General features: G+C 58.2%; 20 protein-coding genes, 1 tRNA gene and 1 pseudogene. 12 read left to right on the top strand and 10 right to left on the bottom strand.

The genetic code is table 11. The features are described 5' to 3' along the window. Positions 1–40: 40 nt before the first annotated feature. Positions 41–116, bottom strand: a tRNA-Phe gene (locus ACP4CD_RS01835). A 202-nt stretch (positions 117–318) separates the two neighbouring features. On the opposite strand from ACP4CD_RS01835, the gene ACP4CD_RS01830 reads away from it, so the two are divergent. Together ACP4CD_RS01830 and dhaK are read left to right on the top strand one after the other, a co-directional pair. Continuing rightward, positions 319–1,140, top strand: a complete 822-nt coding sequence (locus tag ACP4CD_RS01830; RefSeq protein ID WP_426993174.1) for an HAD-IIA family hydrolase — start codon at positions 319–321, stop codon at positions 1,138–1,140. Between the two features lie 22 nt (positions 1,141–1,162). Further along, positions 1,163–2,149, top strand: coding sequence for a dihydroxyacetone kinase subunit DhaK (gene dhaK, locus ACP4CD_RS01825; RefSeq protein ID WP_426993173.1), 987 nt, complete (start codon positions 1,163–1,165; stop codon positions 2,147–2,149). 39 nt (positions 2,150–2,188) lie between these two features. Here the strand turns inward: dhaK and dhaL are convergent, their stop codons facing one another. Then, positions 2,189–2,815, bottom strand: a complete 627-nt coding sequence (gene dhaL, locus ACP4CD_RS01820) for a dihydroxyacetone kinase subunit DhaL (protein WP_313729879.1) — start codon at positions 2,813–2,815, stop codon at positions 2,189–2,191. A 138-nt stretch (positions 2,816–2,953) separates the two neighbouring features. Between dhaL and ACP4CD_RS01815 the strand changes: the two genes are divergently transcribed. Continuing rightward, positions 2,954–4,762 (top strand): putative bifunctional diguanylate cyclase/phosphodiesterase, encoded by a 1,809-nt coding sequence (locus tag ACP4CD_RS01815; protein ID WP_064024441.1) that lies wholly within the window; start codon positions 2,954–2,956, stop codon positions 4,760–4,762. A gap of 4 nt (positions 4,763–4,766) precedes the next feature. On the opposite strand, the gene ACP4CD_RS01810 is transcribed toward ACP4CD_RS01815, so the two are convergent. After that, positions 4,767–5,282, bottom strand: a complete 516-nt coding sequence (locus ACP4CD_RS01810) for a hypothetical protein (RefSeq protein WP_231883520.1) — start codon at positions 5,280–5,282, stop codon at positions 4,767–4,769. Between the two features lie 435 nt (positions 5,283–5,717). Between ACP4CD_RS01810 and ACP4CD_RS01805 the strand changes: the two genes are divergently transcribed. The 5 genes from ACP4CD_RS01805 to mepA all read left to right on the top strand — a co-directional run bounded on the left by ACP4CD_RS01805 (position 5,718) and on the right by mepA (position 12,420). Next, positions 5,718–6,890 (top strand): acetylornithine transaminase, encoded by a 1,173-nt coding sequence (locus ACP4CD_RS01805; RefSeq protein WP_313729877.1) that lies wholly within the window; start codon positions 5,718–5,720, stop codon positions 6,888–6,890. Between the two features lie 6 nt (positions 6,891–6,896). Continuing rightward, positions 6,897–7,796, top strand: coding sequence for an ornithine carbamoyltransferase (gene argF, locus ACP4CD_RS01800; RefSeq protein ID WP_064024447.1), 900 nt, complete (start codon positions 6,897–6,899; stop codon positions 7,794–7,796). 47 nt (positions 7,797–7,843) lie between these two features. Then, positions 7,844–8,482: a TIGR04211 family SH3 domain-containing protein gene (locus tag ACP4CD_RS01795; protein WP_064024449.1), complete on the top strand. Its 639-nt coding sequence runs from the start codon at positions 7,844–7,846 to the stop codon at positions 8,480–8,482. A gap of 336 nt (positions 8,483–8,818) precedes the next feature. Then, positions 8,819–10,669: a dihydroxy-acid dehydratase gene (gene ilvD / locus ACP4CD_RS01790; RefSeq protein WP_426993171.1), complete on the top strand. Its 1,851-nt coding sequence runs from the start codon at positions 8,819–8,821 to the stop codon at positions 10,667–10,669. 893 nt (positions 10,670–11,562) lie between these two features. Then, positions 11,563–12,420: a penicillin-insensitive murein endopeptidase gene (gene mepA / locus ACP4CD_RS01785; RefSeq protein ID WP_426993170.1), complete on the top strand. Its 858-nt coding sequence runs from the start codon at positions 11,563–11,565 to the stop codon at positions 12,418–12,420. 51 nt (positions 12,421–12,471) lie between these two features. Here the strand turns inward: mepA and ACP4CD_RS01780 are convergent, their stop codons facing one another. Then, a complete protein-coding gene (locus ACP4CD_RS01780) occupies positions 12,472–12,750 on the bottom strand; it encodes a hypothetical protein (protein WP_426993169.1) in 279 nt (92 codons plus the stop codon). A 562-nt stretch (positions 12,751–13,312) separates the two neighbouring features. Here ACP4CD_RS01780 and ACP4CD_RS01775 point away from each other — a divergent pair. The 3 genes and pseudogenes from ACP4CD_RS01775 to ACP4CD_RS01765 all read left to right on the top strand — a co-directional run bounded on the left by ACP4CD_RS01775 (position 13,313) and on the right by ACP4CD_RS01765 (position 16,259). Beyond that, a complete protein-coding gene (locus ACP4CD_RS01775) occupies positions 13,313–13,912 on the top strand; it encodes a DMP19 family protein (RefSeq protein WP_313730682.1) in 600 nt (199 codons plus the stop codon). Positions 13,913–14,051: 139 nt separating this feature from the next. Next, entirely contained in the window at positions 14,052–14,306 is a 255-nt protein-coding gene (locus ACP4CD_RS01770) for a hypothetical protein (RefSeq protein WP_313730683.1), read from the top strand. Between the two features lie 532 nt (positions 14,307–14,838). Then, positions 14,839–16,259 (top strand): annotated as a pseudogene (locus ACP4CD_RS01765) (Nramp family divalent metal transporter). 17 nt (positions 16,260–16,276) lie between these two features. Here ACP4CD_RS01765 and ACP4CD_RS01760 read toward each other — a convergent pair. From ACP4CD_RS01760 to ACP4CD_RS01750, 3 genes are all read right to left on the bottom strand, one after another. Further along, entirely contained in the window at positions 16,277–17,404 is a 1,128-nt protein-coding gene (locus tag ACP4CD_RS01760; protein WP_426993166.1) for a methyl-accepting chemotaxis protein, read from the bottom strand. 220 nt (positions 17,405–17,624) lie between these two features. Further along, positions 17,625–18,683, bottom strand: a complete 1,059-nt coding sequence (locus ACP4CD_RS01755; RefSeq protein WP_426993164.1) for a hydantoinase/oxoprolinase family protein — start codon at positions 18,681–18,683, stop codon at positions 17,625–17,627. Positions 18,684–18,691: 8 nt separating this feature from the next. Then, positions 18,692–19,681, bottom strand: a complete 990-nt coding sequence (locus tag ACP4CD_RS01750; protein WP_426993163.1) for an ATP-grasp domain-containing protein — start codon at positions 19,679–19,681, stop codon at positions 18,692–18,694. 10 nt (positions 19,682–19,691) lie between these two features. Between ACP4CD_RS01750 and ACP4CD_RS01745 the strand changes: the two genes are divergently transcribed. Next, positions 19,692–20,366, top strand: coding sequence for a HisA/HisF-related TIM barrel protein (locus ACP4CD_RS01745; RefSeq protein ID WP_168029853.1), 675 nt, complete (start codon positions 19,692–19,694; stop codon positions 20,364–20,366). A 55-nt stretch (positions 20,367–20,421) separates the two neighbouring features. Here the strand turns inward: ACP4CD_RS01745 and fae are convergent, their stop codons facing one another. The 3 genes from fae to ACP4CD_RS01730 form a co-directional block, all read right to left on the bottom strand. Next, positions 20,422–20,937 carry a formaldehyde-activating enzyme gene (gene fae / locus ACP4CD_RS01740; RefSeq protein WP_064024482.1) on the bottom strand — a complete coding sequence of 172 codons (516 nt, stop codon included), beginning with the start codon at positions 20,935–20,937 and terminating at the stop codon, positions 20,422–20,424. 153 nt (positions 20,938–21,090) lie between these two features. Continuing rightward, complete coding sequence (locus tag ACP4CD_RS01735) at positions 21,091–21,897, bottom strand: triphosphoribosyl-dephospho-CoA synthase (RefSeq protein WP_426993161.1); 807 nt, start codon at positions 21,895–21,897, stop codon at positions 21,091–21,093. Between the two features lies 1 nt (position 21,898). Beyond that, positions 21,899–22,786: an ATP-grasp domain-containing protein gene (locus ACP4CD_RS01730; RefSeq protein WP_426993159.1), complete on the bottom strand. Its 888-nt coding sequence runs from the start codon at positions 22,784–22,786 to the stop codon at positions 21,899–21,901. Positions 22,787–22,802 lie beyond the last annotated feature (16 nt).

The following is a 22,802-nucleotide window of genomic DNA, read 5'->3' as shown; positions in this document are numbered from 1 at the left end:
ATAAAAAAGGCCTTGCATTGCTGCAAGGCCTTGGTATTCGTGGTGCCCAAGGACAGAATCGAACTGTCGACACGAGGATTTTCAGTCCTCTGCTCTACCGACTGAGCTACCTGGGCGTCAAGAGCCGCGCATTAAACTAGGTTATCGGCGGCAAGTCAAGAAAAAACGCAGTTCCCAGCTAAACTGGACAGACGAGCAACGATTATGCAATTCTGTGCCGCCACGCGTGCCGCAGCCCCGCCCGGCGTCTCAAGGGCCGAACCATCCCGGTTTGCCAGGCCCCGGCAAATTAAAAAAATTAAAAAGACCGAGACTTTTATGCAAGCATTTACCGACATACGCGCGCTGATCATCGATATGGACGGCGTACTCTGGCACGGCGACCAGCCGCAAGCCGGCCTGACCGACTTTTTCGAAACCTTGCGCGACCTGGCACTGCCGTTTATTTTGGCGACCAACAACGCCAGCATGACCGCCGAGCAATACGTCGCCAAATTGGCAAAAATGGGCGTTGCGGTGGCCGAGCGAGAAATTCTGACCTCGGGGATGGCCACCGCTTTGTATTTGTCGCAGCGCTACGATCCCCAAACCACCCGCGCCTACGCGATCGGCGGCACCGGCACCTGGAAACCTCTGCAAGATCTGGGCTTTACGCTAACCGGCCTCTACGAAACCGCACCCGACCAACACGCGCATTTGGTGGTTTGCGGCATGGACCGGGAAATCAGTTGGGACAAACTGGCGACCGCGACCCTCAACCTGCGAGCCGGCGCGCATTTCATCGGCACCAACGGCGACATATCGTTGCCGACCGAGCACGGCATCACCCACGGCAACGGCGCGATCCTGGCGGCGCTGACCGCCGCAACCGGCATCCAACCGATGATTATCGGCAAGCCGGAGCCCATCATCTACCGGCAAGCCATCGAGTTGCTCGGCGCGCCGCTGGCGCAGACCATCGCGATCGGAGACCGCTTGGACACCGACATCCTCGGTGCGGTGCGCACCGGTATTCGCAGCTTGATGGTTCTAACCGGGGTATCCAGCGAAAAAGACGTGGAAGCCACCGACTACGGCCCGACCTGGGTAGTGCCCGATATCCGCGACGTAACCCGCATGCTGCGCGAGCTGGCCGGTTAAATCCAACACGAACGGAACAACCATGAAAAAGTTCATCGATAGCCCGGACAGCTTGTTGACCACCAGTTTGCGCGGCTTCGCCAAGGCCCACGCCGACATCGTCGACCTGAACGAAACCCCGCATTTCGTGCGTCGCAAGCACCTTAAGCCCGGCAAGGTAGCGCTGATTTCGGGCGGCGGCTCCGGCCACGAGCCCTTGCATAGCGGCTTCGTCGGATTCGGCATGCTGGACGCCGCCTGTCCAGGCCAGGTGTTCACCTCGCCGACGCCGGATCAAATGATCGCCGCCGCTCAGGCCGTCGACGGCGGTGCCGGTGTGTTGTTCATCGTCAAAAATTACGCCGGCGACGTGATGAATTTCGAAATGGCTAGCGAGATGCTGGACCTCCCCAACGCCAGCGTGCTGATCAACGACGACATTTCCCTGCCCAAGACCCACGCCATTGGTCGACGCGGCGTGGCCGGCACCAGCATCGTCGAGAAAGTCGTCGGCGCGGCGGCCGAGCAAGGCTACGATCTGGCGGCTTGCAAAGCCTTGGGCGAACGGGTCGTTTCGGCCACCGCCTCGCTGGGCGTCGCGCTGACCAGTTGCACGGTACCGGCCTTGGGCCATCCAACCTTTACCCTTGGCGACGACGAAATCGAGATGGGTGTCGGCATCCACGGCGAGCGCGGCCGCGAAACCGTCAAACTGGCCGACGCCAGCCACATCGTCGCCGAATTGACCCAGCATCTATTCGACGAGTTACGGCCGGCCGCCGGCCAAAACGTGCTGTTGCACGTCAACGGCTTTGGCGGTACGCCATTGATCGAATTGCATTTGCTATACGAGTTGGCTCACGCACGGTGCGGCGAACGCGGATTGACCGTGCAACGCTCGCTGGTCGGCAATTTCACAACCTCGCTGGACATGGCCGGCGCCTCGCTAACGCTGACCGTGCTGGACGAGGAAATGCTGAAACTGTGGGACGCGCCGGTCAATACCGCCGCGTTGCGCTGGGGCTGTTGAGGAAACGCTGTCAAATCAAGATTCGACGCCCCACCTGAATTAAGCCGTTTTCAACACCCTGGCCACCGCCGCGACGATCAATTGCGCGGTTTTGGCGCCGGCATCGATATGGCCCAGACTACGCTCGCCCAAGAACGACGCCCTGCCCTTGGTCGCCAGCATATCGCGGGTAGCTTCGACGCCGGCCGCCGCGACTTGGCAAAGATGATCCAGCAATTCGTCCAGCGATTTGCCGGCTTCGGCATCCTGTTGCAAGGCCTGCGCCACCGGCACCCAAACGTCCAGCATCGTTTTTTCGCCGACATCGGCCTTGCCGCGTTGTTTGACCGCCTCGACGGCGGCCGCGAACGCCGCCGCGAAGCCGGACACAGAGCTATCCCGACTGTGTTTATGCAGCGCAATGAACAAGGTCGCGTACAACGAGCCCGACGCGCCGCCGACCGCCGCCATCACCGTCATGCCGATTTTTTGCCAGGCCGCCGGCCAATCCAGCGGCGCGATCGCGTCGGCCTGCTCGGCCAAGGCCTGCAAGCCGCGTTGCAGGTTGAAAACGTGATCGCCGTCGCCTATCGCCTGATCCAACTCGGTAACAGCCTCGGCGTTGGCAGCGATGTCGGCCTGAACGGCGCGGATCAATGGGGGAAAAATCGCGGGACTGATGGTCATGGGACAACTCCTGCATAGGCAACAACAGGCGCGGAGCATAGCCAAGCCGCCCTCGCCTGTCCAGTCCGCGCCGCGTCATAAAACCGTAACGCCGCCCTCGTATACTGGGCCGTCGTCGCCCCTGCCCATGCGTGCCTCATGCTGTTTCCGATTCATTCCATCGAACTCGCCCTCAACGACGCCCGCAAACATCGGCAAGACCAAACCCTAGACGAAACGCCGGGCCAAACCGCGACGGTCAAACGCCTGCTGAGCCATGTCGAACCGATCGCCTGGAACAGCCGTTGCGTCGATGTGCTCGATCACTTCATCCGCCACGAAGATTTGCCGGCGGTCGCCATCGTTGACGCCGAACAGATGCCGGTCGGCATTATGGACCGAGGCCGGATCATTGAAATTTTTCTGCGGCCGTTCGCCCGCGATTTGCTGTACAAAAAGCGCATCGCCGAAATCATGGACGCCAACCCCATCGTGGTCGACATCAACGCCGGCATCGATGACGTGGCGCGGATCATTATCGATGCCGGGATGCGCCACATGGTTAACGGCTTCATCATTCTGCGCGACGGCGCTTACGCCGGCATGGCGACCGGCCACGCGCTGCTGGAGGAAATCACCCAGCGCAAACAGCGCGATCTGTACTTGCTGGCCCATTACGATCAACTGACCGGCCTACCGAACCGCCTGCTGTTCAAGGACAGACTGGAGACTGCCTGCCGTGGCGCGCTGCGGGGTGGGCGGATGCTGGGGCTGATTTTCGTCGATTTGGACCGCTTTAAATACATCAACGACAGCCTGGGTCACAGCGTCGGCGACCGCCTGCTGCAAACCGTGGCCGAGCGACTGACCCAGTGCGTCCGCCATAGCGACACCGTGTCGCGGCTAGGCGGCGACGAATTCGTCATTATCTTGCCGAATCTGGATGGCGAAACCGCCGCGACCACCGTTGCCGACCATATCGTCGCCGCGCTGGACCAGCCGATGCCGGTTTACGACCACGCCTTGCAGGTCACCGCCAGCATGGGCATCGTCTTGTATCCGCTGCACGACAGCTCGGCCGAAGGCTTGATCCGCAAGGCCGACGCCGCGATGTACCAAGCCAAGCAACTTGGACGCAATCGCTATGCGCTGTACTCCGAACATTTCGACGACGGCTTGCGGGAACGCATGCTACTGGAAGCCGAATTGCGCGGCGCGCTCGGCAACGGTGAATTTTCGCTGCACTATCAACCGCAAATTCAGCTGAGCGACCAGCGGGTCGTCGGCGTCGAAGCCTTGCTGCGCTGGCAGCATGCCACGTTGGGCGCGATTTCGCCGGCCGAATTCATTCCGATCGCCGAGGAAACCGGCCAAATTCACGACATAGGCGACTGGGTGCTGCGCCAGGCCTGCCGGCAACACCTGAGCTGGATCGCTGCCGGCCTGCCCGCGCTGCGGATGTCGGTCAATATTTCGGCGAAGCAATTCGAACAGCCCGGTTTCGCGGGACGAGTCGCGCAGTTGATCGCGGAAACCGGCATGATTCCCGAACACCTGGAGCTGGAACTGACCGAGGGCGCGGTGATGACCCACGCCGACCGCGCCGCGCAAACTCTGGGCGAATTGCGGAGCTTGGGGGTCAAACTCGCCATTGACGACTTCGGCACCGGCTATTCCAGTCTGAGTTATCTACGCACCTTCCCGATCAACAAAATCAAGATCGACCAATCGTTTATCCGCGATATCGAAAACACGCCGGCCAACGAAGCTATCGTCAAGGCGATCATCGCGCTGGGCAATAGCCTGGGCCTGGAAACCATCGCCGAGGGCGTTGAAAATCTGGCCGAACTGGAATGCGTTAAAAGCCATCAATGCCACGAAGTACAGGGCTACCACTTCGCCAGACCGTTGGCGCCGGGCGACTTCGTGACTTGGCACCGGGAATTCCTCGGAACTGCGGCGGCGTGAGCAATCAGTCGACCGCGCCGTCGTCCGGATCGCCTTCCACCGGGCGGGGAGCGGGAATTTCGCCGTCGCGGAAGTGGTATTTTTCGCGCAGATAAGCGAACAACCAGGCATAGGTATCGGGCTGGCGTTGGGCGGCCGCGTCCGGCATTTGTTGCAAGCGCTGCCTAACCGCATGCAAAGGCAACAGCAGCAGTTCGATGTCGGCCATCGCCACGAATTTGTTAGGATCGGGCGTGCGACTATTGAAGATCTTGAACAGTTGATGCTTGTTCAAACCCAGTTGACTGTTGATCTCGTCCTTGAATTCCAGGAATAAGGGCAACAAATCGCTGCCGACACAGGTATCGTCGTGCAACTTATGCAAGCGGTGCAATAAATGATAAACCGCGAAGCGGTACAGCTCGGACTCCCGGACAAACAAGCGCGCCGCCGTCGAGCGCACCGCGATCCGGTCGAAATTGTTCAGCCGTATCGATACGATGTGTTTCTTATCGTCGAGGAGGTAGTCGTTGTCGTTCAATGCAAGTCCCTTGTTGGCGTCTGTTCGAAAACCAACCGCTGAGCCTAAATGCAGACGACTTTAATCCATCAATGTTACAGGTTTATAACAACTCTCATATATCGGACATTTTCGGAGTGCGCTCGCCCGACCGTCCGGCGCTAGAGCTAAGACTAAGCCCATCCACGTATCGACTCCGCTCCGCGCGCGCCGCAAATGCCGTTGGGAAACCGCTTGGCGACACGCCCCGCGGCCCGCGCCGAACCAAGTCAAAACGACCGATCCGGAACAGATTGCTCCGCTTCGCCCCGCCGCTACGACTCGCCGCGCTAACCCGGCGCAACCGGCAATGTTCCCGACCGGCGAATCAGGCATTGCATAGCAGACCTCAAAAAATATAATCGCGCGCTTTTTTTAAAGAAAACCTCTTTCCATTTGACGATAGCGAATCCGCCCATGACTAGTCACCTGATGCCGACCTATGCTCGCCAATCCGTCACCTTCGCACGCGGCGAAGGTGCTTGGTTGTGGGACAGTACCGGCCGACGCTATCTCGACGCCGTCGCCGGCATCGCGGTGTGCAGCCTCGGTCACGCCCACCCGGCGGTGGCCGACGCGCTGTGCGCGCAAAGCCGGACCCTGCTGCATACGTCCAACCTGTACGGCGTCGGCCTACAAGCTCAGCTGGCCGACCGGCTGGCGGAATTGAGCGGCATGGATAACGTATTTTTCAGCAACTCCGGCGCCGAAGCCAACGAAGCGGCGTTGAAGATCGCCCGCAAATACGGCCACCAAAAAGGCATCGACGAACCGGTGGTGCTGACGATGGAAAAAAGCTTTCACGGCCGGACGATGGGCACGCTGAGCGCGACCGGGAACACCAAGATCAAACAGGGCTTCGCGCCGCTACTGGCCGGATTTCGCCACGTGGCTTACAACGACGTTCCAGCCATAGAAGCCGAGTTGGCGGCGGACGCCAATATCGTCGCGATCATGGTGGAACCGGTGCAAGGCGAAGGCGGCGTCAACATTCCCGCGCCCGACTATCTGAACCGGATACGCGAGCTGTGCGACCGCCACGATCTGCTGATGATACTCGACGAGATCCAAACCGGCGTCGGCCGTACCGGCCGCTTCCTGGCCTATCAACACAACGGTATCTTGCCCGACGTTTGCACGATGGCCAAAGCCTTGGGCAACGGCGTGCCGATCGGCGCCTGTCTGGCGCGCGGCAAGGCGGCCGATGTATTGACGGCCGGCAACCACGGCTCGACCTTCGGCGGCAATCCGCTGGCCTGCGCGGCGGCGTTGGCGGTGCTGGACACATTGACCGGCAGCGGCCTGCTCGATAGCGTCGAAGCCAAGGGCGCGCAAATTCACGCGGCGCTGAGCCAGGCGCTGGCCGGGAATTCGCATGTCGCCGCGATTCGTCACAAAGGTTTGATGATCGGCGTCGAATTGGATCGTCCCTGCGGCGAACTGGTCGGCATGGCTCTCGAACAAGGCGTATTGATCAACGTCACCGCCGACAACACGATACGTTTACTGCCGCCGTTCGTGATCGACGACGCGCAAATCGCCATGCTGACCGGGACTTTGTCGGCACTCATACAGGAATTCAGCAGGTAATCCACGATGCAACCGAGACACTTCACCAGTTTGCTGGATCTGTCCAGCGCCGAACTCCGCGCCCTGATCCACAGAGCCATCGCGCTCAAGCAACACCGCGATCCCGATTACCAGCCGCTGAAAGGCAAAGTGCTGGCGATGATTTTCGAAAAGTCCTCGACCCGCACCCGGATTTCCTTTGAGGCCGGCATGGCCCAGTTCGGCGGCACCGCGCTGTTCCTGTCGCCGCGCGATACCCAATTGGGCCGCGGCGAACCACTGGAAGACAGCGCCAGAGTCATTTCCAGCATGGTGGACTGCATCATGCTGCGCACTCACAAACACGAAACCGTCACGACGTTTGCCCAATATTCGCGGGTACCGGTCATCAACGGCTTAACCGACCTGAAGCATCCCTGTCAATTGCTGGCGGACATGCAAACCTACTTCGAGCAACGCGGCGACATCGCCGGCAAAACCGTGACCTGGATCGGCGACGGCAACAATATGTGCCATTCCTATATTAACGCCGCCCGCCAGTTCGACTTCCAATTGCACATCGCCTGCCCGTTCGATTACCGACCGAACCAAGCCATCGTCGATGCCGCCGGCCAGCGCGTGGCGTTTTTCGAAAGCCCCGAGCTGGCCGCCGCCGGTGCCGATCTGGTCGTCACCGACGTCTGGGCCAGCATGGGTCAGGAAGAGGAACAAAAACATCGCGAAGTCGCCTTTCGAGATTTTCAAGTCAACGCCGACGTGATGGCGGCCGCGCATGCCGACGCGCTATTCATGCATTGCTTGCCGGCCCATCGCGGCGAGGAAGTCAGTGCCGAGGTCATCGACGGTCCGCAAAGCGTGGTTTTTCAAGAGGCGGAGAATCGCTTGCACGCCCAAAAGGCCTTGCTGGAATTTCTCATCGGCCGATAATTTCGCTAAAATCGCCGGCTTGCGTTAGACCAACCTTGAGAGCCACTGTGAAAAAAACCCTTGCCTACCTCTCCGCCTGCCTGTTGTTTAGCGGTATCGCCGAAGCTCGAACGGCCTACGTCACCGATAAAGTCGAAGTACCGTTGCGTAGCGGCGAGAGCGAGCGCACCAAAATCGTCAAAATGCTGGAGAACGGCGCATTGGTCACCGTGTTGCAGGAAAGCACCGAGAACGGCTATACCTACATCCAGACCAACAACGGTGCCGAAGGCTTTATTCTTAGCCGCTACCTGACCGGCGAACCCAGCGCGCGCGGCCAGCTCGAAGCCGCCAACAAAAAGTTGGAGGCCTTGACCGAGGAAAACAAACAACTGAAATCGGCGCAGGCCGGCAGCCTGGAAATCGGCAAGGAACGCGACAAACTCAGCGCCGACCTTAGCGAATTGCAACAAACCGCCGCCAATGCGATCCAATTGAAGCAGCAACGCGATCAGCTTCAAGAACGCGTCGTCAGCGTCGAACGCGAACTGCAACAGTTAAAACGCGAAAACCAGGCCTTGGCGGACAGTACCAACCAAGATTGGTTTTTGTACGGCGGTGGCCTGTCCTTGTTCGGCGTGCTGCTCGGCTTTATTCTGCCCAAACTCAGCTGGCGGCGCCGTTCCAGCGGTTGGGACACGTTTTAGTCCGTTTGCCCTTGCACGCGGAATCGCAAACGGGCACCGAACCGACCGAGGCTGGGCCGAACGCGGCGAAGCGCATCGTTGGCAATCGATGCATTCGTTGATGCGCTTCGCTTCACTCGGCACGTCCTTGATTGTTTTGATTTTATCCGGCTGTTAATTCTACTTTGTCAGATTAAGCAACGCCGTCATGCCCGCCGGGATGCGGGCATCCAGTGCCATGGATGGCAAGCTTCGATCCGTCCGTGAAGTCTGGATTTCGGCAATCCCCGCCGAAATGACGAGCACTACCGAGAATCCAGCAAGGTAGAATTAAGGCCTTTCTTTTTTGGAACCACCATGCCTAGCTATCGTTCACGCACTACCACCCACGGCCGCAACATGGCCGGCGCCCGCTCGCTGTGGCGCGCCACCGGCATGAAAGACGGCGATTTCGACAAACCCATCATCGCCATCGCCAATTCCTTCACTCAGTTCGTCCCCGGCCACGTGCATTTGAAGGACCTGGGTCAATTGGTGGCGCGCGAGATCGAACTCGCTGGCGGCGTCGCCAAGGAATTCAACACCATCGCCGTCGACGACGGCATCGCGATGGGCCATGACGGCATGCTGTACAGCCTACCCAGCCGCGACTTGATCGCCGACAGCGTCGAGTACATGGTCAATGCCCATTGCGCCGATGCCATCGTCTGCATTTCCAACTGCGACAAAATCACCCCCGGCATGTTGATGGCGGCGATGCGCATCAATATCCCGGTGATCTTCGTGTCCGGCGGCCCGATGGAAGCCGGCAAGACCAAACTGGCCGGATCGGACGACATCAAAAAATTGGATCTGATCGACGCGATGGTGATGGCGGCCGACAGCAAAGTCTCCGACGCCGACTTGGCGGCGGTGGAACGCTCGGCCTGCCCGACTTGCGGCTCCTGCTCCGGCATGTTCACCGCCAACTCGATGAACTGCCTGACCGAGGCGCTGGGCTTGTCGTTGCCGGGTAACGGCACCGTGGTCGCCACTCACGCCGATCGCGAACAATTGTTCAAACAAGCCGGCCGCCGCATCGTCGAACTGGCCAAGCAGTATTACGAACAAGGCGACGAATCGGTATTGCCGCGCTCGGTGGGTTTCAAAGCCTTCGAAAACGCGATTGCCTTGGACATCGCGATGGGCGGCTCGACCAACACCATCCTGCATTTGCTGGCCGTCGCGCAAGAAGCCGGCATTGCTTTCACGATGGCCGACATCGATCGGATGTCCCGCACGGTGCCGCAGTTGTGCAAGGTCGCGCCCAACACCAACAAATACCACATCGAGGATGTACACCGCGCCGGCGGCATCATGGCGATTCTGGCCGAATTGAACCGGGCCGGTAAACTGCATACCGACGTGCCGACCGTCCACGCCAAAACCCTGGGCGACGCGCTGGCTGAGTGGGATGTGGTGGCGAATCCGAGCGATGCGGTCAAAACTTTCTATATGGCCGGTCCCGCCGGCATCCCGTCGCAAGTCGCGTTCAGCCAGGATACCCGCTGGCCCAGCCTGGACACCGACCGCGCCGAAGGCTGCATCCGTTCCTTCGAGCACGCCTTCAGTCAGGAAGGCGGCCTGGCGGTGCTGTACGGCAACATCGCGCTGGACGGTTGCGTCGTCAAAACCGCCGGCGTCGACGACAGCCTGCTGGTGTTCGAAGGCAACGCCCACGTGGTCGAATCGCAAGACGAAGCCGTGGAAAACATCCTGGCCGACAAAGTCGTCGCCGGCGATGTCGTCGTCGTGCGCTACGAAGGCCCCAAAGGCGGCCCCGGCATGCAGGAAATGCTGTATCCGACCAGCTACATCAAGTCCAAGGGCCTGGGCAAGGCCTGCGCGTTGTTGACCGACGGCCGCTTTTCCGGCGGCACCTCCGGCTTGTCGATCGGCCACTGTTCGCCGGAAGCGGCGGCCGGCGGCGCGATCGGCCTGGTGCGCAACGGCGACCGTATCCGCATCGACATTCCCAATCGGACAATCAATGTATTGCTGTCCGACGAGGAACTGGCCCAACGCCGCGCCGAACAGGACCAACTGGGCTGGAAACCGGCCAAGCCGCGTTCTCGCAAGGTATCGGTCGCCCTAAAGGCCTACGCTCATTTCGCCACCTCGGCCGACAAGGGCGCGGTACGGGATTTGTCCAAACTCGGGGACGACTGAGCCAACACACCAACGCGACCCGGCCAACTCAAGCCTCACTGCCGGGATCCGCCCCACGGCCATCCGTCCGGCACGAAGGGCGGCGATCGATCGTCGATTAAGCGCTTGCCGCGCCGTAGGCCGACGTTAATCCTGTGTTTGCGAAGTCTCCGATGCGAGGACTTGGCCGGCTCTGTGATCGGCTTTTTGGGGATAGTGGTCCCATGTCCACCGGATCGAGCGTTATCTCTAACGATACTGGTGTTTTGAATAACATCGATCCGACCAAAACCGGAGTCTGGGTTGGTTCGAACCTCGCCATTTTAATGTAAGCACACAGCATTTCAGTTCGAACGCATCGGGTTCTGGTTCGCACAGGCGCCGTTGTCCGTTGAACGAGCATCACTCTCGGCCGAACAAGCAAGGTTGCATGTTGAACCAGCACATTTCTCGATTGAACAGGCAGCGTTTGCTGTTCAAAGGACAATCTTCTCCATTAAACACTCGCCACTCTCTGTTGAACAGGCAACGTTCTGCAACGAACAGGGAACGATGCCTGTTCAAACCGGACGACACGACATTAAACGGAGAAACGCCGGCGTCGCGGAGCGAACCGTGTCTGTTTGGGATAGAACGTTCTCTCTTTGAGTGGGTCCGATGCTTGTCAAATCAAGACAGGCCGGTGTTTGACATAGAAGTGTGCCAGTTGGCGGCGGATCGCTGCTTGTTGAAACAAGAACGCTCGATGTTCAAGCGGGATCGTTGCACCTCGGTCGGTCAGGCGAGGCGTTTCGGGAGAAATCCGGAAAAAACTCGGCGGAACCGGGGACCCATCGGCAATGCCTGGCGTGCCGAAAACCCTTTACCCCGCCGGCTGGTTTAAAATGCCGGGACTGTTTACCGCCGGCTATCTTATGTTCTCGATTCGTGCTTTCCTAACTTTACTATCCGCTGTATCGGTTTTCGCCGCGCCCGGCGCCGCCGGCTCCAGCGCCGCCGACTGGGCGGCGGTCAAAGCGCCTTCGTCGCGTCCCGCCGGGAGTTTCAGCATCGGCTCGTATACCAACGGCTGTATCGCCGGCGCGGCAAGCTTGCCGCTCCAAGGGCCGGGTTATCAGGTGATGCGCCTGTCCCGGCAACGCTATTACGGCCATGCCGAACTGATCGGCTTCATCCAAGCGCTCGGCCAAACCGCACGCGACCGCCAGCTTGGTAGCTTGTTGATCGGCGATTTAGGACAAGCTCGCGGCGGCCCGACGCTCAGCGGCCACCGTAGCCACCAATCCGGCCTGGACGTGGATATATGGTTTTTGCTTTCGGAACAAGCCGACCGGCGCGTATTGTCCGCCGAGGAACGGGAAACGTGGAGCGCGCCGTCGGTGGTGGATATGCGCGCGTATCGCATCGACCGGCGCGCCTGGTCGCCCAAGCACGCCCAAGTCTTGGAAGCGGCGGCGCAACGTCCGGAGGTGGACCGCATTTTCGTGCATCCGACCGTCAAACAAAACTTGTGCGACGCCAAACAGTCCGGTGCCGGCGGCTGGCTGCGCAAGATTCGACCTTGGTGGAAGCACGACGATCATTTTCACGTGCGTTTGAAATGCCCTGCCGACAATCCGGCATGCCAAGGCCAGGAGCCATTGCCGGCGGGCGACGGCTGCGACGCCAGTCTGGCTTGGTGGTTTACCGAGGAAGCCAAAACGCCGGCGCCAGGCCCGGTTTCCGTCCCACCGCCGTTACCGGCCTTGTGCGAGCAATTGTTACGGGAATAATCCTGGAAAGAGCGGTTGGCGTATGGATGCCTAATCCCGCTCGCCCTTCGATCAGTAGCGATAACGAAAATTACACTCGCCGGTCAATCGGCTGCTCAACGCATTGTTGTCCACGCCGTACTGATTAACGTCGACCTCGCAACCCAGGTTCACCGGCCGGGGTTTGGATTTCTGCAACGGCAGCAATTCGTCGGCGGTTTGCGGCGACGACTGACCGGCTTGCGCGGCCGCGTCGAACTTCGCCAAGCCGGCTTCGGATAAGGTCAGTACCAGTTTATCCGAGCTGTCCGCGTATCCGGGTTCCGCAACGATCAATATTCCGCAGACCACACCCAGTAATCCGCACCTTCCAAAAAGACAGTCCACTTCTTCATGGCTACCTCCCGATTTCCGGCGACGCTGTCGGTGCGCCGCCATACTTCGCGCCGGCGCGTATCGCGTCGCCGGCGACCTTCGCCAAGGATTTGGCGATCACCCTTGGACAGCAGGAAAAATGCCAAGTTGCGGATAGGCTAAGCTCCGACGACGCCGGCATTTCGCAAGTATCGGTAAGTTTAGTCGAGTTCCCGAAAAGTGACGCCGATCACAGTTCACGGGGTTTGCGACCATCAACGTCGCCGGATATGCCGCGAGTGTATATTCCGAACAAAACCACCGCTGATTCCGACTTCAAAACCGCCAGGCATTCCGGTCGCAAAGCCGCCACCGATTCCAATCCAAAGTCGGCCATCGATTACCAAACGATTCTGCCAGTAGTGAATGACGGCTTTCGACCCATTGCGGTCCATCGCTTAGTTTGATCCAATGGCGGCTAATTGATCATTACCGGCCATTATTTGTAGTCGCCGATGATATACATAAATCGTCTAATTACTAGTTAGAAGTCCACACTATGTCAGACCGTGTTCCTTGCCCAGCCTGCGGAGCGCCCATTCTTCTTTCTACCGCAGAAAAGAACGGCGGCCTTTGTATGCCCTGCAAAGGTGGATATCGGAAAAGTATTGATGCATCGAAAATCAGGTACGAGCAAGACAAGAGATTCCGAGAAAGTTCTGAACACAAACACTGGCAATGGCTTGTCGATCAAGTCCATAACACAGAAACTGGTTTTTCAGGTTTATCTCATGGGAACCAACTTTACTTCGCAACAAACTTGGTGAGCGGCGAGGTATACAACGGCGGCTTTGATCAATACTTTCACAACAGTTCGGCTGATTACTTTAGGTTTGCCGTTGAGGGGTTAATGGCAATAGGTGCATCAAAAAGTCTCGCCCTCCTGACGGAAGCGAAGAAAATGTTTTTTGGAGACGCTGAGGTTCCTTCCGATACCTGCGAACGGCGTAGTATTCTGCGTGCTACGGATAGTGAAGCTCAAGTCAAACGAGATAAAGAACTGGATGTTCTTGATCGAGCATTTTGGGCAGACCCTGACAAACTTGGTAAGCGCATGAGTCAATTCGCAAAAGACAATGAACTACATAAAAACTTCTAACCTTACGTTCAAGTTGGCTCTCTCCGGTCGCAGGGACGCGCCTTCGGCCCACGGCTAGCGTTACTATATGGACTCTCTTAGGCGACAAATGCATCTCCGCGAAGCAATAGCTAGATTGAGTGACTGGCCAGAGATGGCCATGATTTTTGCCGAGCGAATTGGTGGCGAGTTTCGACCAGAGTCAGGAGCCGTCGTGCTTGAGCTTTCCGAGAGCGAACTTAGTCGTCCGGTGCGTGAGGTCGCGGCAGAGAGAGCGCCAGGCATGGAGTATTTTTTAGAGGTTTTCGTCGCGCTTGAGGTTGTTGAGGGGATGCGATTGAGTCAGCCACACCAAGAGTTAACCATTGAGCAGATTGTTGAGAGAGTCATTTATTATGGCGAGTATGACGCCTAACCATTCGCGGCAGCGAACGTCGACTGGCCATCGCAGTGCATTCGACGCGTCTCGGGGCCTCCGCCGCCAAGCCTGGCTTGTTGAACGACAGCTTTCTGTAATACAGCCGCCATGCACTGAAATACTTGAGTGTCTCTGATTGGCCGAACCCAGCCTTCATCCGAATAAATATCTGTAGGCGCCAATGGTGATTTTGTAGTTGGAATCCCTGGCCGACATTGGATTGAAACCGGTGGCGGTTTTCAATCGGAATCGGTGGTTGGTTTGGGGTGGAATATGCCGCGAGGCTACCCCATCACGGGAATGAAAAAATCGGGACTAAGTCCCCTCCTACACCCAGGCTTCGGATACCCCGGAGAACATGACTTCGCCTGCGTTGGAAACCGCTCAAACCGTGGCCGGTCCGAATCGGACCGGCCACGGTTTGAGCGGTTTTGTAACGGCCGATGCTCCGCTAGCGACAAGCCGGACTTGCCAAATTCCGGCGAATTTGCGGAAATGACCGGCTTTTGACAGCACTCAATTCCGTCCAATGAACAAAACTCCGTTAGATGCTCTTCCTCGCCGCGCCATTCCGGCTTTTCCCGGTTGGTGGGCCGCGTTGGGACCCGGCGTGGTCTGGATGGCGCTGGCGCAAGGCAGCGGCGAGCTGATCTGGTGGCCGTACATGATCGCCAAGTACGGTTTGACCTTTCTTTGGCTGTTGGTGCCGGCTTGCTTGTTGCAGTATCCGTTGAATCTGGAGATCGGCCGCTACACCCTGCTGACCGGCGAAAGCATCTTTCACGGCTTCATTCGTTTGAACCGCCGGCTCGGCATCTTTTTGTGGCTGTTGATGTCGGTATCGTTTTTTGGTTCGGCGCGTTCGCATCGGCCGGCGGCACCGCGATGGCCGAATTGACGCATTGGCCGGACGGCTGGAGCCAACGCGAGCAAAGTCTGTTTTGGGGCTATTTATCCATCGCGGTGTTTCTGGCGGCGATCCTGGCCAGCGGCGTCGTTTACACCTTGATCGAACGCTTCATGAAGCTGGTGGCGGTGGTCACCGTGGTCGGTTTATTGTCGGCCTGCCTGCAAAGCGACGTGACGGCCACGCTGCCGGAATTCGCGCGCGGCTTGCTGGGCCCGACGGCGGCGATGACGCGGCCTTGGGAAGCCGGCGACGCCAGCAAGTTATTGACGGCGATCACCTTTGCCGGCCTGGGCGGCTTCTGGATTTTATTTTATTCGTACTGGCTACGCGACAAAGGCGCCGGCATGGCCTCCTGGGTTGGCCGGATTACCGGTTTGGGCGGTAGCGAGGAAGCGGTACTCAGCGACGGCTTTCTGCCGCGAGACGAGCCCGAGAGTGCCGAGCGTTGGCAAACCTGGCGGCGTTTTCTAAGTGCCGATATTTTGGTCGGGATTCTCGGAAACTTGCTGACAACCTTGATGACCTGCCTGCTGGCTTACGCCTTACTGTTCCCCAAGGGCTTGCTACCCCAAGAATACGAACTGGCCGTCGTGCAAAGCCAGTTCTTCGCGGTCAGCTGGGGCGAAATCGGCAGACTGTTGTTTCTGGTGGTGGCCGCGGCATTTTTGACCGACACCTGGTTGGCCACCGCCGATGCGGTCAGCCGTATCCAGGCCGACATCGTATTAACGCTGTTTCCAGCCGCGCAACGCTGGTCGGCGCGGCGTTGGTACTATCTGTTTCTGGGTTTGTTAACGCTGATTACCTGCTTCACGATGCAGTTGGACGCGCCCGGCCCGCTAATATTGACCAGCGCCGTGATAGGCTTCGCCGGCACCATCCTGTTTCCGCCGCTACTGTATTGGCTGAATCACCGCCTGCTGCCGCCGCATTTGCCGGCTTGGGCCAAACCCCGCCGCCGGCCTTGGCTGCTGGCGGTCAGCTTTGCGGTTTATTTGACCTTGGCCTTTCTGTATTTACGAAGCGTGCTGGGGTTTTGAGGATCTACGGCGGCGGCTCAATGGGCTTTGCATAACACGCCGGCATCGACCTCGGCGCTGTGGGCGATTTTCTCCAGATTGCTGAGCACATCCAAACTGGCCTGTTCCATCCGCCCCACCGAGGCCAGCATGGTTTGGTCGTCGCCGGCGGCATGGGCCGTCAAGGCTTTCAGCGCCGCCTGATGCACGGTCATGTGCGGTTGCTCGATTTCCGAATAACCTGGGAGTTTGGAAAAACAGGCCCGACCTTCGCCCTGATAGTACCATTTGCCCAAACGGCATTCGGTGTGTTCGGCAAAGTCCCGAATCGTCTTCGACGACAAGCGGAACAACACTTTGTAGACTTCGAACTTGTAAATCAAATGGTCCAATTTGGCCAATTCGCAGAAACTGCGCAGCGACGAAGCCGCCACCACTTTTTCCATCGTCACCGAAAAGTCCAACAGCTCGCGCATCGTGCCGGTCGCGCGTTGACCTTCCTCGCTATACGTTCTAGCGTGGTCCGCCAACTGGCTCATTTGCTCGCGGGTACCGCCGCTGGCGTTGCGGATGGATTCGGCCAGCGCCGATATTTTATTGGTCGCTTCGGCGGTACGTTGCGCCAGGGTGCGCACTTCGTCCGCCACCACAGCGAAACCGCGCCCTTGCTCGCCGGCGCGAGCGGACTCGATCGACGCATTCAGCGCCAATAAATTGGTTTGATCGGCGATGTCGCGAATTAATTTGACCACGCCGATGATTTCCCGCGAACTTTGATCCAGCGAGCCTGCTTGTTCGGCGGCATGGCTGGAACCGTCGGCCAATTCGACCAAGTTGTGGGAAATCCGCTTAATGGCCTCGCTGCTGGTAATCGAGATGCCCTGGGCTTCGATGGCATTGTCTTTTTCGTCGCGCAGCCGGTTGGCCAAGGTTAGCAGACTGGTCTGCATATTCAGCAAGGATTGGCCGAAGTTCTGCAAATGGGAAATAGTGCCTAAATCGCGCTGGTGCGCCGCTTGCAGTGCCATGTTGCCGGCGTGCGCCTGCTGTAACGCAAGACGCGACTGCTCCAACTCATCGGTCTGCTGTTGAATTTGCCGGTTAGCATCGGCCAATTGCAGCTTGAGTTCTTCCAATTCGCGATTTTTCCAAAGAAACGAGAGCATTACCCCAACCCATTTTTGTCATTTTTTAATTACAGCGATTTAAAATTCATCCGTTCGCCGCGCGTGTAGTTTAGTCGATATACCTTAACGGATGGCTTGATAAATTGAGTGATTAAGCCTAGAAATACTTCCATCCTTTTTGTAAGCATATTCTTACGTTTTGATTTTCTCAATCGGCCACAGGTGCAGCGCCGCCCAGAAATTGTAAACGGTCGCGACTTTAAGGTTGTCCGGCATGCCGACGCCGATCCGCTAACAATGCCACCGCGACCGCCGGTGCGCAATCGGCGGCATCCAAGCGCGAACACTCGCCGTTTGGCTTCGCCAGCAACTCCGAAAAATCTCGGTACGCGTATCCCAAGTCATCGGCAATCTCCCTGATCAAAAACCGGCCGACGCCGGCGCCAACCCAAACCGGCAGTCGGGTGGCGCGTTGCATTTGCGCGAGCGAAGCGCGAGTCAGCTTTTGCTTTTGCACGTCCTTCAAGCGGGCGGCGAACGCCTGCCACAGCGGCCAATCGGCTTCGACAAAATCGTATCCGGTCAATCTGGACAAGCGTCTGGCGCTGGCTTGCGGCGTTTTTTCGGCACCGTCGGCGCTCTCGGTTTGATCGTGGTGCTCCTGCAAATCGCCGGTTACCCGGTATATATCGGCGGTTGTCGCAAAATGCTCGGCCATCAGACCTTGTTGCCGCCCGTTGAATTCGGCCGTGTCGGCAAGCGCCATCACCGAGGTACGAACGACACCGGTATAGAGCAATTCGCCGGAAATCAAACGCTGATAATCGGTATAGCCTTCGATTCGCGGACAACCGTTTTCAATCAGCAACAGGTCGGTCGTGGTACTGCCGATATCGACGAACAAGGCATCCGGCAATTGCTCCGCCAGCCAAAATACGCTGGCCAGCCAGTTGGCAGAGGCGATGGCCAGCGTATCGGCCGGCGCGACGTCCGCTCCGCCGATAAAGCCGGCCCGTCCGGCAAACACCTCGATCCGATCGTAACCAAAGCGCTGGCCGACGGTAGCGACGATGGCTCGCACGCCTTGTTCGCGACTGGCGAATCCGTCCGCCAATTCGCCGGTCATCGTCACCGCGTGGCGATAATCGGCCAAACCGTAGGCCTGGTCCAGTTCAGCCAGTACCGCGGCCAGGTAATCGCAGCCCTTCCAAAGCGGGCATGGCCGTTGCTCGACCTTGTTCAATCCGCCGTATTCGTCCAATAACGCCAATTTGACGTGGGCGCCGCCAATGTCCCATCCCGCAATACGTTGAGCCATGAATCCGTTTAATGATTGAAAATAATATCGACAGTTTGGCTATCGGTTTGAAAACTTTCCGGCACGCCGTCGAGGCAACGCAACACCTGTTCGGCGACATTGATACCAATGGCTTGACCGACGCCGGCATAGGAACTGGTCAAACGCGGATTGATTTCCAACAATTGACCGCCGCCGTCGGCGGTTTCCAGCCAATCCACCCCAACGTAGCCGAACAAACCCGGCAAACCGACCACCAATTGATCCAGCCATCCCTGGTACAGGGACCGCGACGCAACCGCGACATTCACCCGACAACCGCGCAACGCGAAGCCGCCATCGACCACCTCGATCAGTTGGCGATTGACGCTCAGCAACCACGCTCGCCCGCCGGCAAACAACGCGGACAAGCTGGAAGGTCTACCTTCGCAATAGGGCTGGACCACATAACGCATCGGATCGGAGCAGCGATTGCGCCAATCGGAAAATTGCTCGGTAGTCAGTAACCGAGCGCCCTCGCAACCAACGCCATCGACGGGCTTGACCACCAAGCGTCCGCGCCAATCGGCGAAATCGTCGACGAGGCTTCGGGTCGGCACGGCCGGTAAGCCTAGCGTGCAAAACACTCGGTAGCTCGCCAGCTTATCCGCGCAAACCGCCAGCGTGGCGGGGTCGGACAACAGGGTCGGAGTCCGGTTGGCGGCGGCGATCTCGGCGAGGGTATGCAGAATGCCGTCGGTCTCCGGCGCGATCGGCCAAAAGCAATCCGTGGCATTCAACAGCTTGGGCAGAATGGTGCGGATGTCCGGATGGTTAACGCGCACGACCTCCGCTTCGGTCAATACATTGGAGGGTTGGCAGCGGCTATCGAGCATCACCGTCAACTCAATACCGGGCAAGGCCTTCAGTTCGTGCAGTAATGCCTGTAACATCTGCCCGCCCTCGGCCGCCAAGCCGGCCGGCAAAGACTGACCGGCAAAACCGCCGCCGGTGATATATTCGAACACCAAAATTTTCATGGTCGGTGCGATGCAGGTTATTCCGGTAATCGATTTAAAGGACGGCGAAGTAGTGTTGGCTGCCGGCGGCGACCGTAGCCGCTATCGGCCTGTACATCCGCAATCGTCGATCTGCGAAGCCAGCGAGCCGATCGCCGTGGTCGAGGCATTTCTAAATCTGCATGCCTTTACGACCTTTTACATCGCGGACCTAGACGCCATCGAGGCTCGCGGCAGCCACAGCCGCGAGATTCTAAAGCTAGCCGAAACCTTCCCGGATCTGACGTTCTGGATCGACGACGGCGGCCCGGCCGTCGCCATTCCGTCTCGCGGAAATCTGCGGCCGGTGGTCGGTACCGAATCGCAAAGCCAAGCCTTCGATTTGTCCGGCGGCTCGGCCATTCTATCCTTGGATTTCAAACACCAGCGCGCGCTGGGCGACCCTGGCTGGCAGAGGTTTACGAACTACTGGCCGGAAACCGTCATAGCGATGACCTTGGATAAGGTCGGTGGTCATGGCGGTCCCGACTGCGCTTTGTTAAGCGAATTGCAGATCCGCCATCCGAACCGGTGCTTCGTGGCCGCCGGCGGCGTGCGTAACCGCGACGATTTGCGCCGGCTGGCCGAAATCGGCGTGCGCGCCGCATTGGTAGCCAGCGCCTTACATAACGGTGCGCTCACCGGCAAGGACCTGGAAAACCTTTAGACAAAAAAATACCCCGGCAAGCCGGGGTATTTTTAACAACCTTCGCGTCTTAAACTTAAACGTTGTTAGCAGCAAATGGGTGTTTTGCACCAGATTTGGCAGCGACGACTTCTTTTGCAGTCGGAGTGCCGGCAACAGCGCGCTCAATCGCTTCTTTAGTCGCTTTGTAGTTGAATTCTTCGATTTTTGCGTCGTCTTCAGCCAACCAGTGGATGAATACGCCAACAGAAATGAACAAGTCATCAGCTTCGTCAGCAGGGATAGTACCGTCTTCAACAGAGTCGGCAACAGCCATTGCAACAGCGCGTTGAGCAGGTCCGAACATTTGAACGGCTTGTTTAGAACCTTTGATGGTCACTTTGTTGAACAAGATGGTCGCTGGTTTAACCATCAGGTTAGGAGCGACAACCGCCAACAGAGTAGAGAAACCGTCTTTGTTGTTGGTCAGAGCGTTTGCAAAAGCAGTTTCAGCCGCGGAACCGCGTGGGCCGATGATCAAGTCGATGTGGGCAATTTCGTTGCCTTCGCCAACCAAAGATTCACCAACGCGTAAGTTATTGATTTTAGCCATTTTAAATTTATCCCCTTAAGATAAGATTGAACCAAAAAATAGACACTGTTATGTCCTTAAATTGTCGTTTCGGTCTAGGTCCGTCTATCAACGGTTAGCCGCTTGTACCGCTAACCAATTGTTCCAGAAGCACCACGAGCACGGTTGCGACCGTCAGGTCCGCGGTCGTGCCTGGGTTGATTTTTTTGCCTTGAAAGTTTTATCCAATTCATATAGAACCGGCATCAACTTGTCAGGCGCGAAGGCTGCCTGCAAAGCTCTTTCGAGCTCGACCATTTCCCCCTTAATCCACTCTGTGTATTGCTGTCCATACTTTCGCTCGACATGACTATCGGGAAACCGGGCCAATATCGCAGCATACACCGCCAACGCCGACCAGCCGAAATCGCCAGACAAAACGAAAGCACGATTATATCGTAAAACCGAAAAATCAAAAACGTCTTTAAACCGATTAACGTATTGCGCGGCGATTAAATCGCGCTCGGCGGCGTAGTCCATTGCTTCCAACAGGGTCACATTCGGCGCGTCGCGAACATCGTGGGCATCCGATGTCCCCAATCCGCCCGGCGCAGCCAGCTCGATAGCCCGAAACACCCACTCCGCGTCGGATTTCGTGGTGTTTTCCAATACTCGAGACAGCGCGGCGCGCAAAGAGTCGCCGGCCGCCAAGCCGGCCGTGGCCTGCAACACCGGCGCGCATAGCAAAATAATCCCCAAATTGGTGTTGCAATTGACAGCCTGACGGGTCGCGGCGACCGCGTGATAGATTTTTTCGCCCAAGCTGAAGTCTGGATTCGTGATCGGCGCCCGGCTGACTTGGGCGCTAATCCGAAAGTCGTCGACCGTCATATCGTGCGCGGAACTGTAAATGCTGACGTTACCCGGCTTGAATGCCTGCAATTCGATCTCGCAGGCTTGGCTATAAGCCTCCATCAAAGACTGGCGATCGATAACGGCCATCTCAATGCAAATAACGTTCAACCAAATCGCTGGCCAAACAAGCGGCGACATCGATATCGCAGACGCTTTGCAAACCCTTCCAAGCCGGTACGCTATTGACTTCTATCACTCGGTAACAACCCTCGGCGTCGTGAATGATATCGACACCGGCGTAGTCCATGCGGAGAGTTTCGGTCGCCGCGACCGCCAAGGCCGCCAAAGCCTCGTCCAATTCGATGCATTCGCAGGTAGCGCCCCGCGCCACGTTGTTCAACCAGGAAATCCCGCGCCGCCGCATGCCGGCTACCGCACGACCGTTGACGACAAAGACCCGAATATCCGAGTAACCGTCGCCGTCACACTCGATAAAACGTTGCAGATAATAAATGCCGCCACTGCCGGTCAACCACAACAAGTCGGTGGATTTTTCGATGCGGCGAATGCCCTCGCCTTGCGAACCGAACAAGGGCTTGCTGATCAGAAAATGACCGTCGCGCAACTCCTGTTCCGCAACCGCCAGCGCCTGTTCGCGGTCGCGAGTCACCCAGGTGGTGGCGGTAGGCAGACCGGCCTGTTGTAGTAAAAAGCTGGTCATGCCTTTGTCGACGCTACGTTCGACCGCCCCGGCGTCGTTGTACACCGGCACGCCGGCAATTTTCAGCGCGTGCAAGATATCCAGGTAAAACACCACTTCTTCCAGCGAACCGCCCGGCACGCCGCGCACGAACACCGCGCGCGGCAAGCGATCAGGGTAGCCGGGCAACGCGATCGGCAGACCCGAGTTGGTCAATTGGAAACTGCATGCCGTGAGTGACACGAAGTCGGCGGAATAGCCCAGACCGGCGAAAGCGTGGGTCAATTGCTTGCCATGCCAGCCGGGGTCGTCAGTGATAATCGCGATTCGATGCAAAATAATTTAAGGACGT

Origin of the sequence: Methylomonas stagni, from assembly GCF_050154735.1 — a bacterium.
Lineage (GTDB): Bacteria > Pseudomonadota > Gammaproteobacteria > Methylococcales > Methylomonadaceae > Methylomonas > Methylomonas koyamae_A.
The sequence above is the reverse complement of the archived record's forward strand: the minus strand, read 5'-3'. Positions and strand labels throughout refer to the sequence as shown.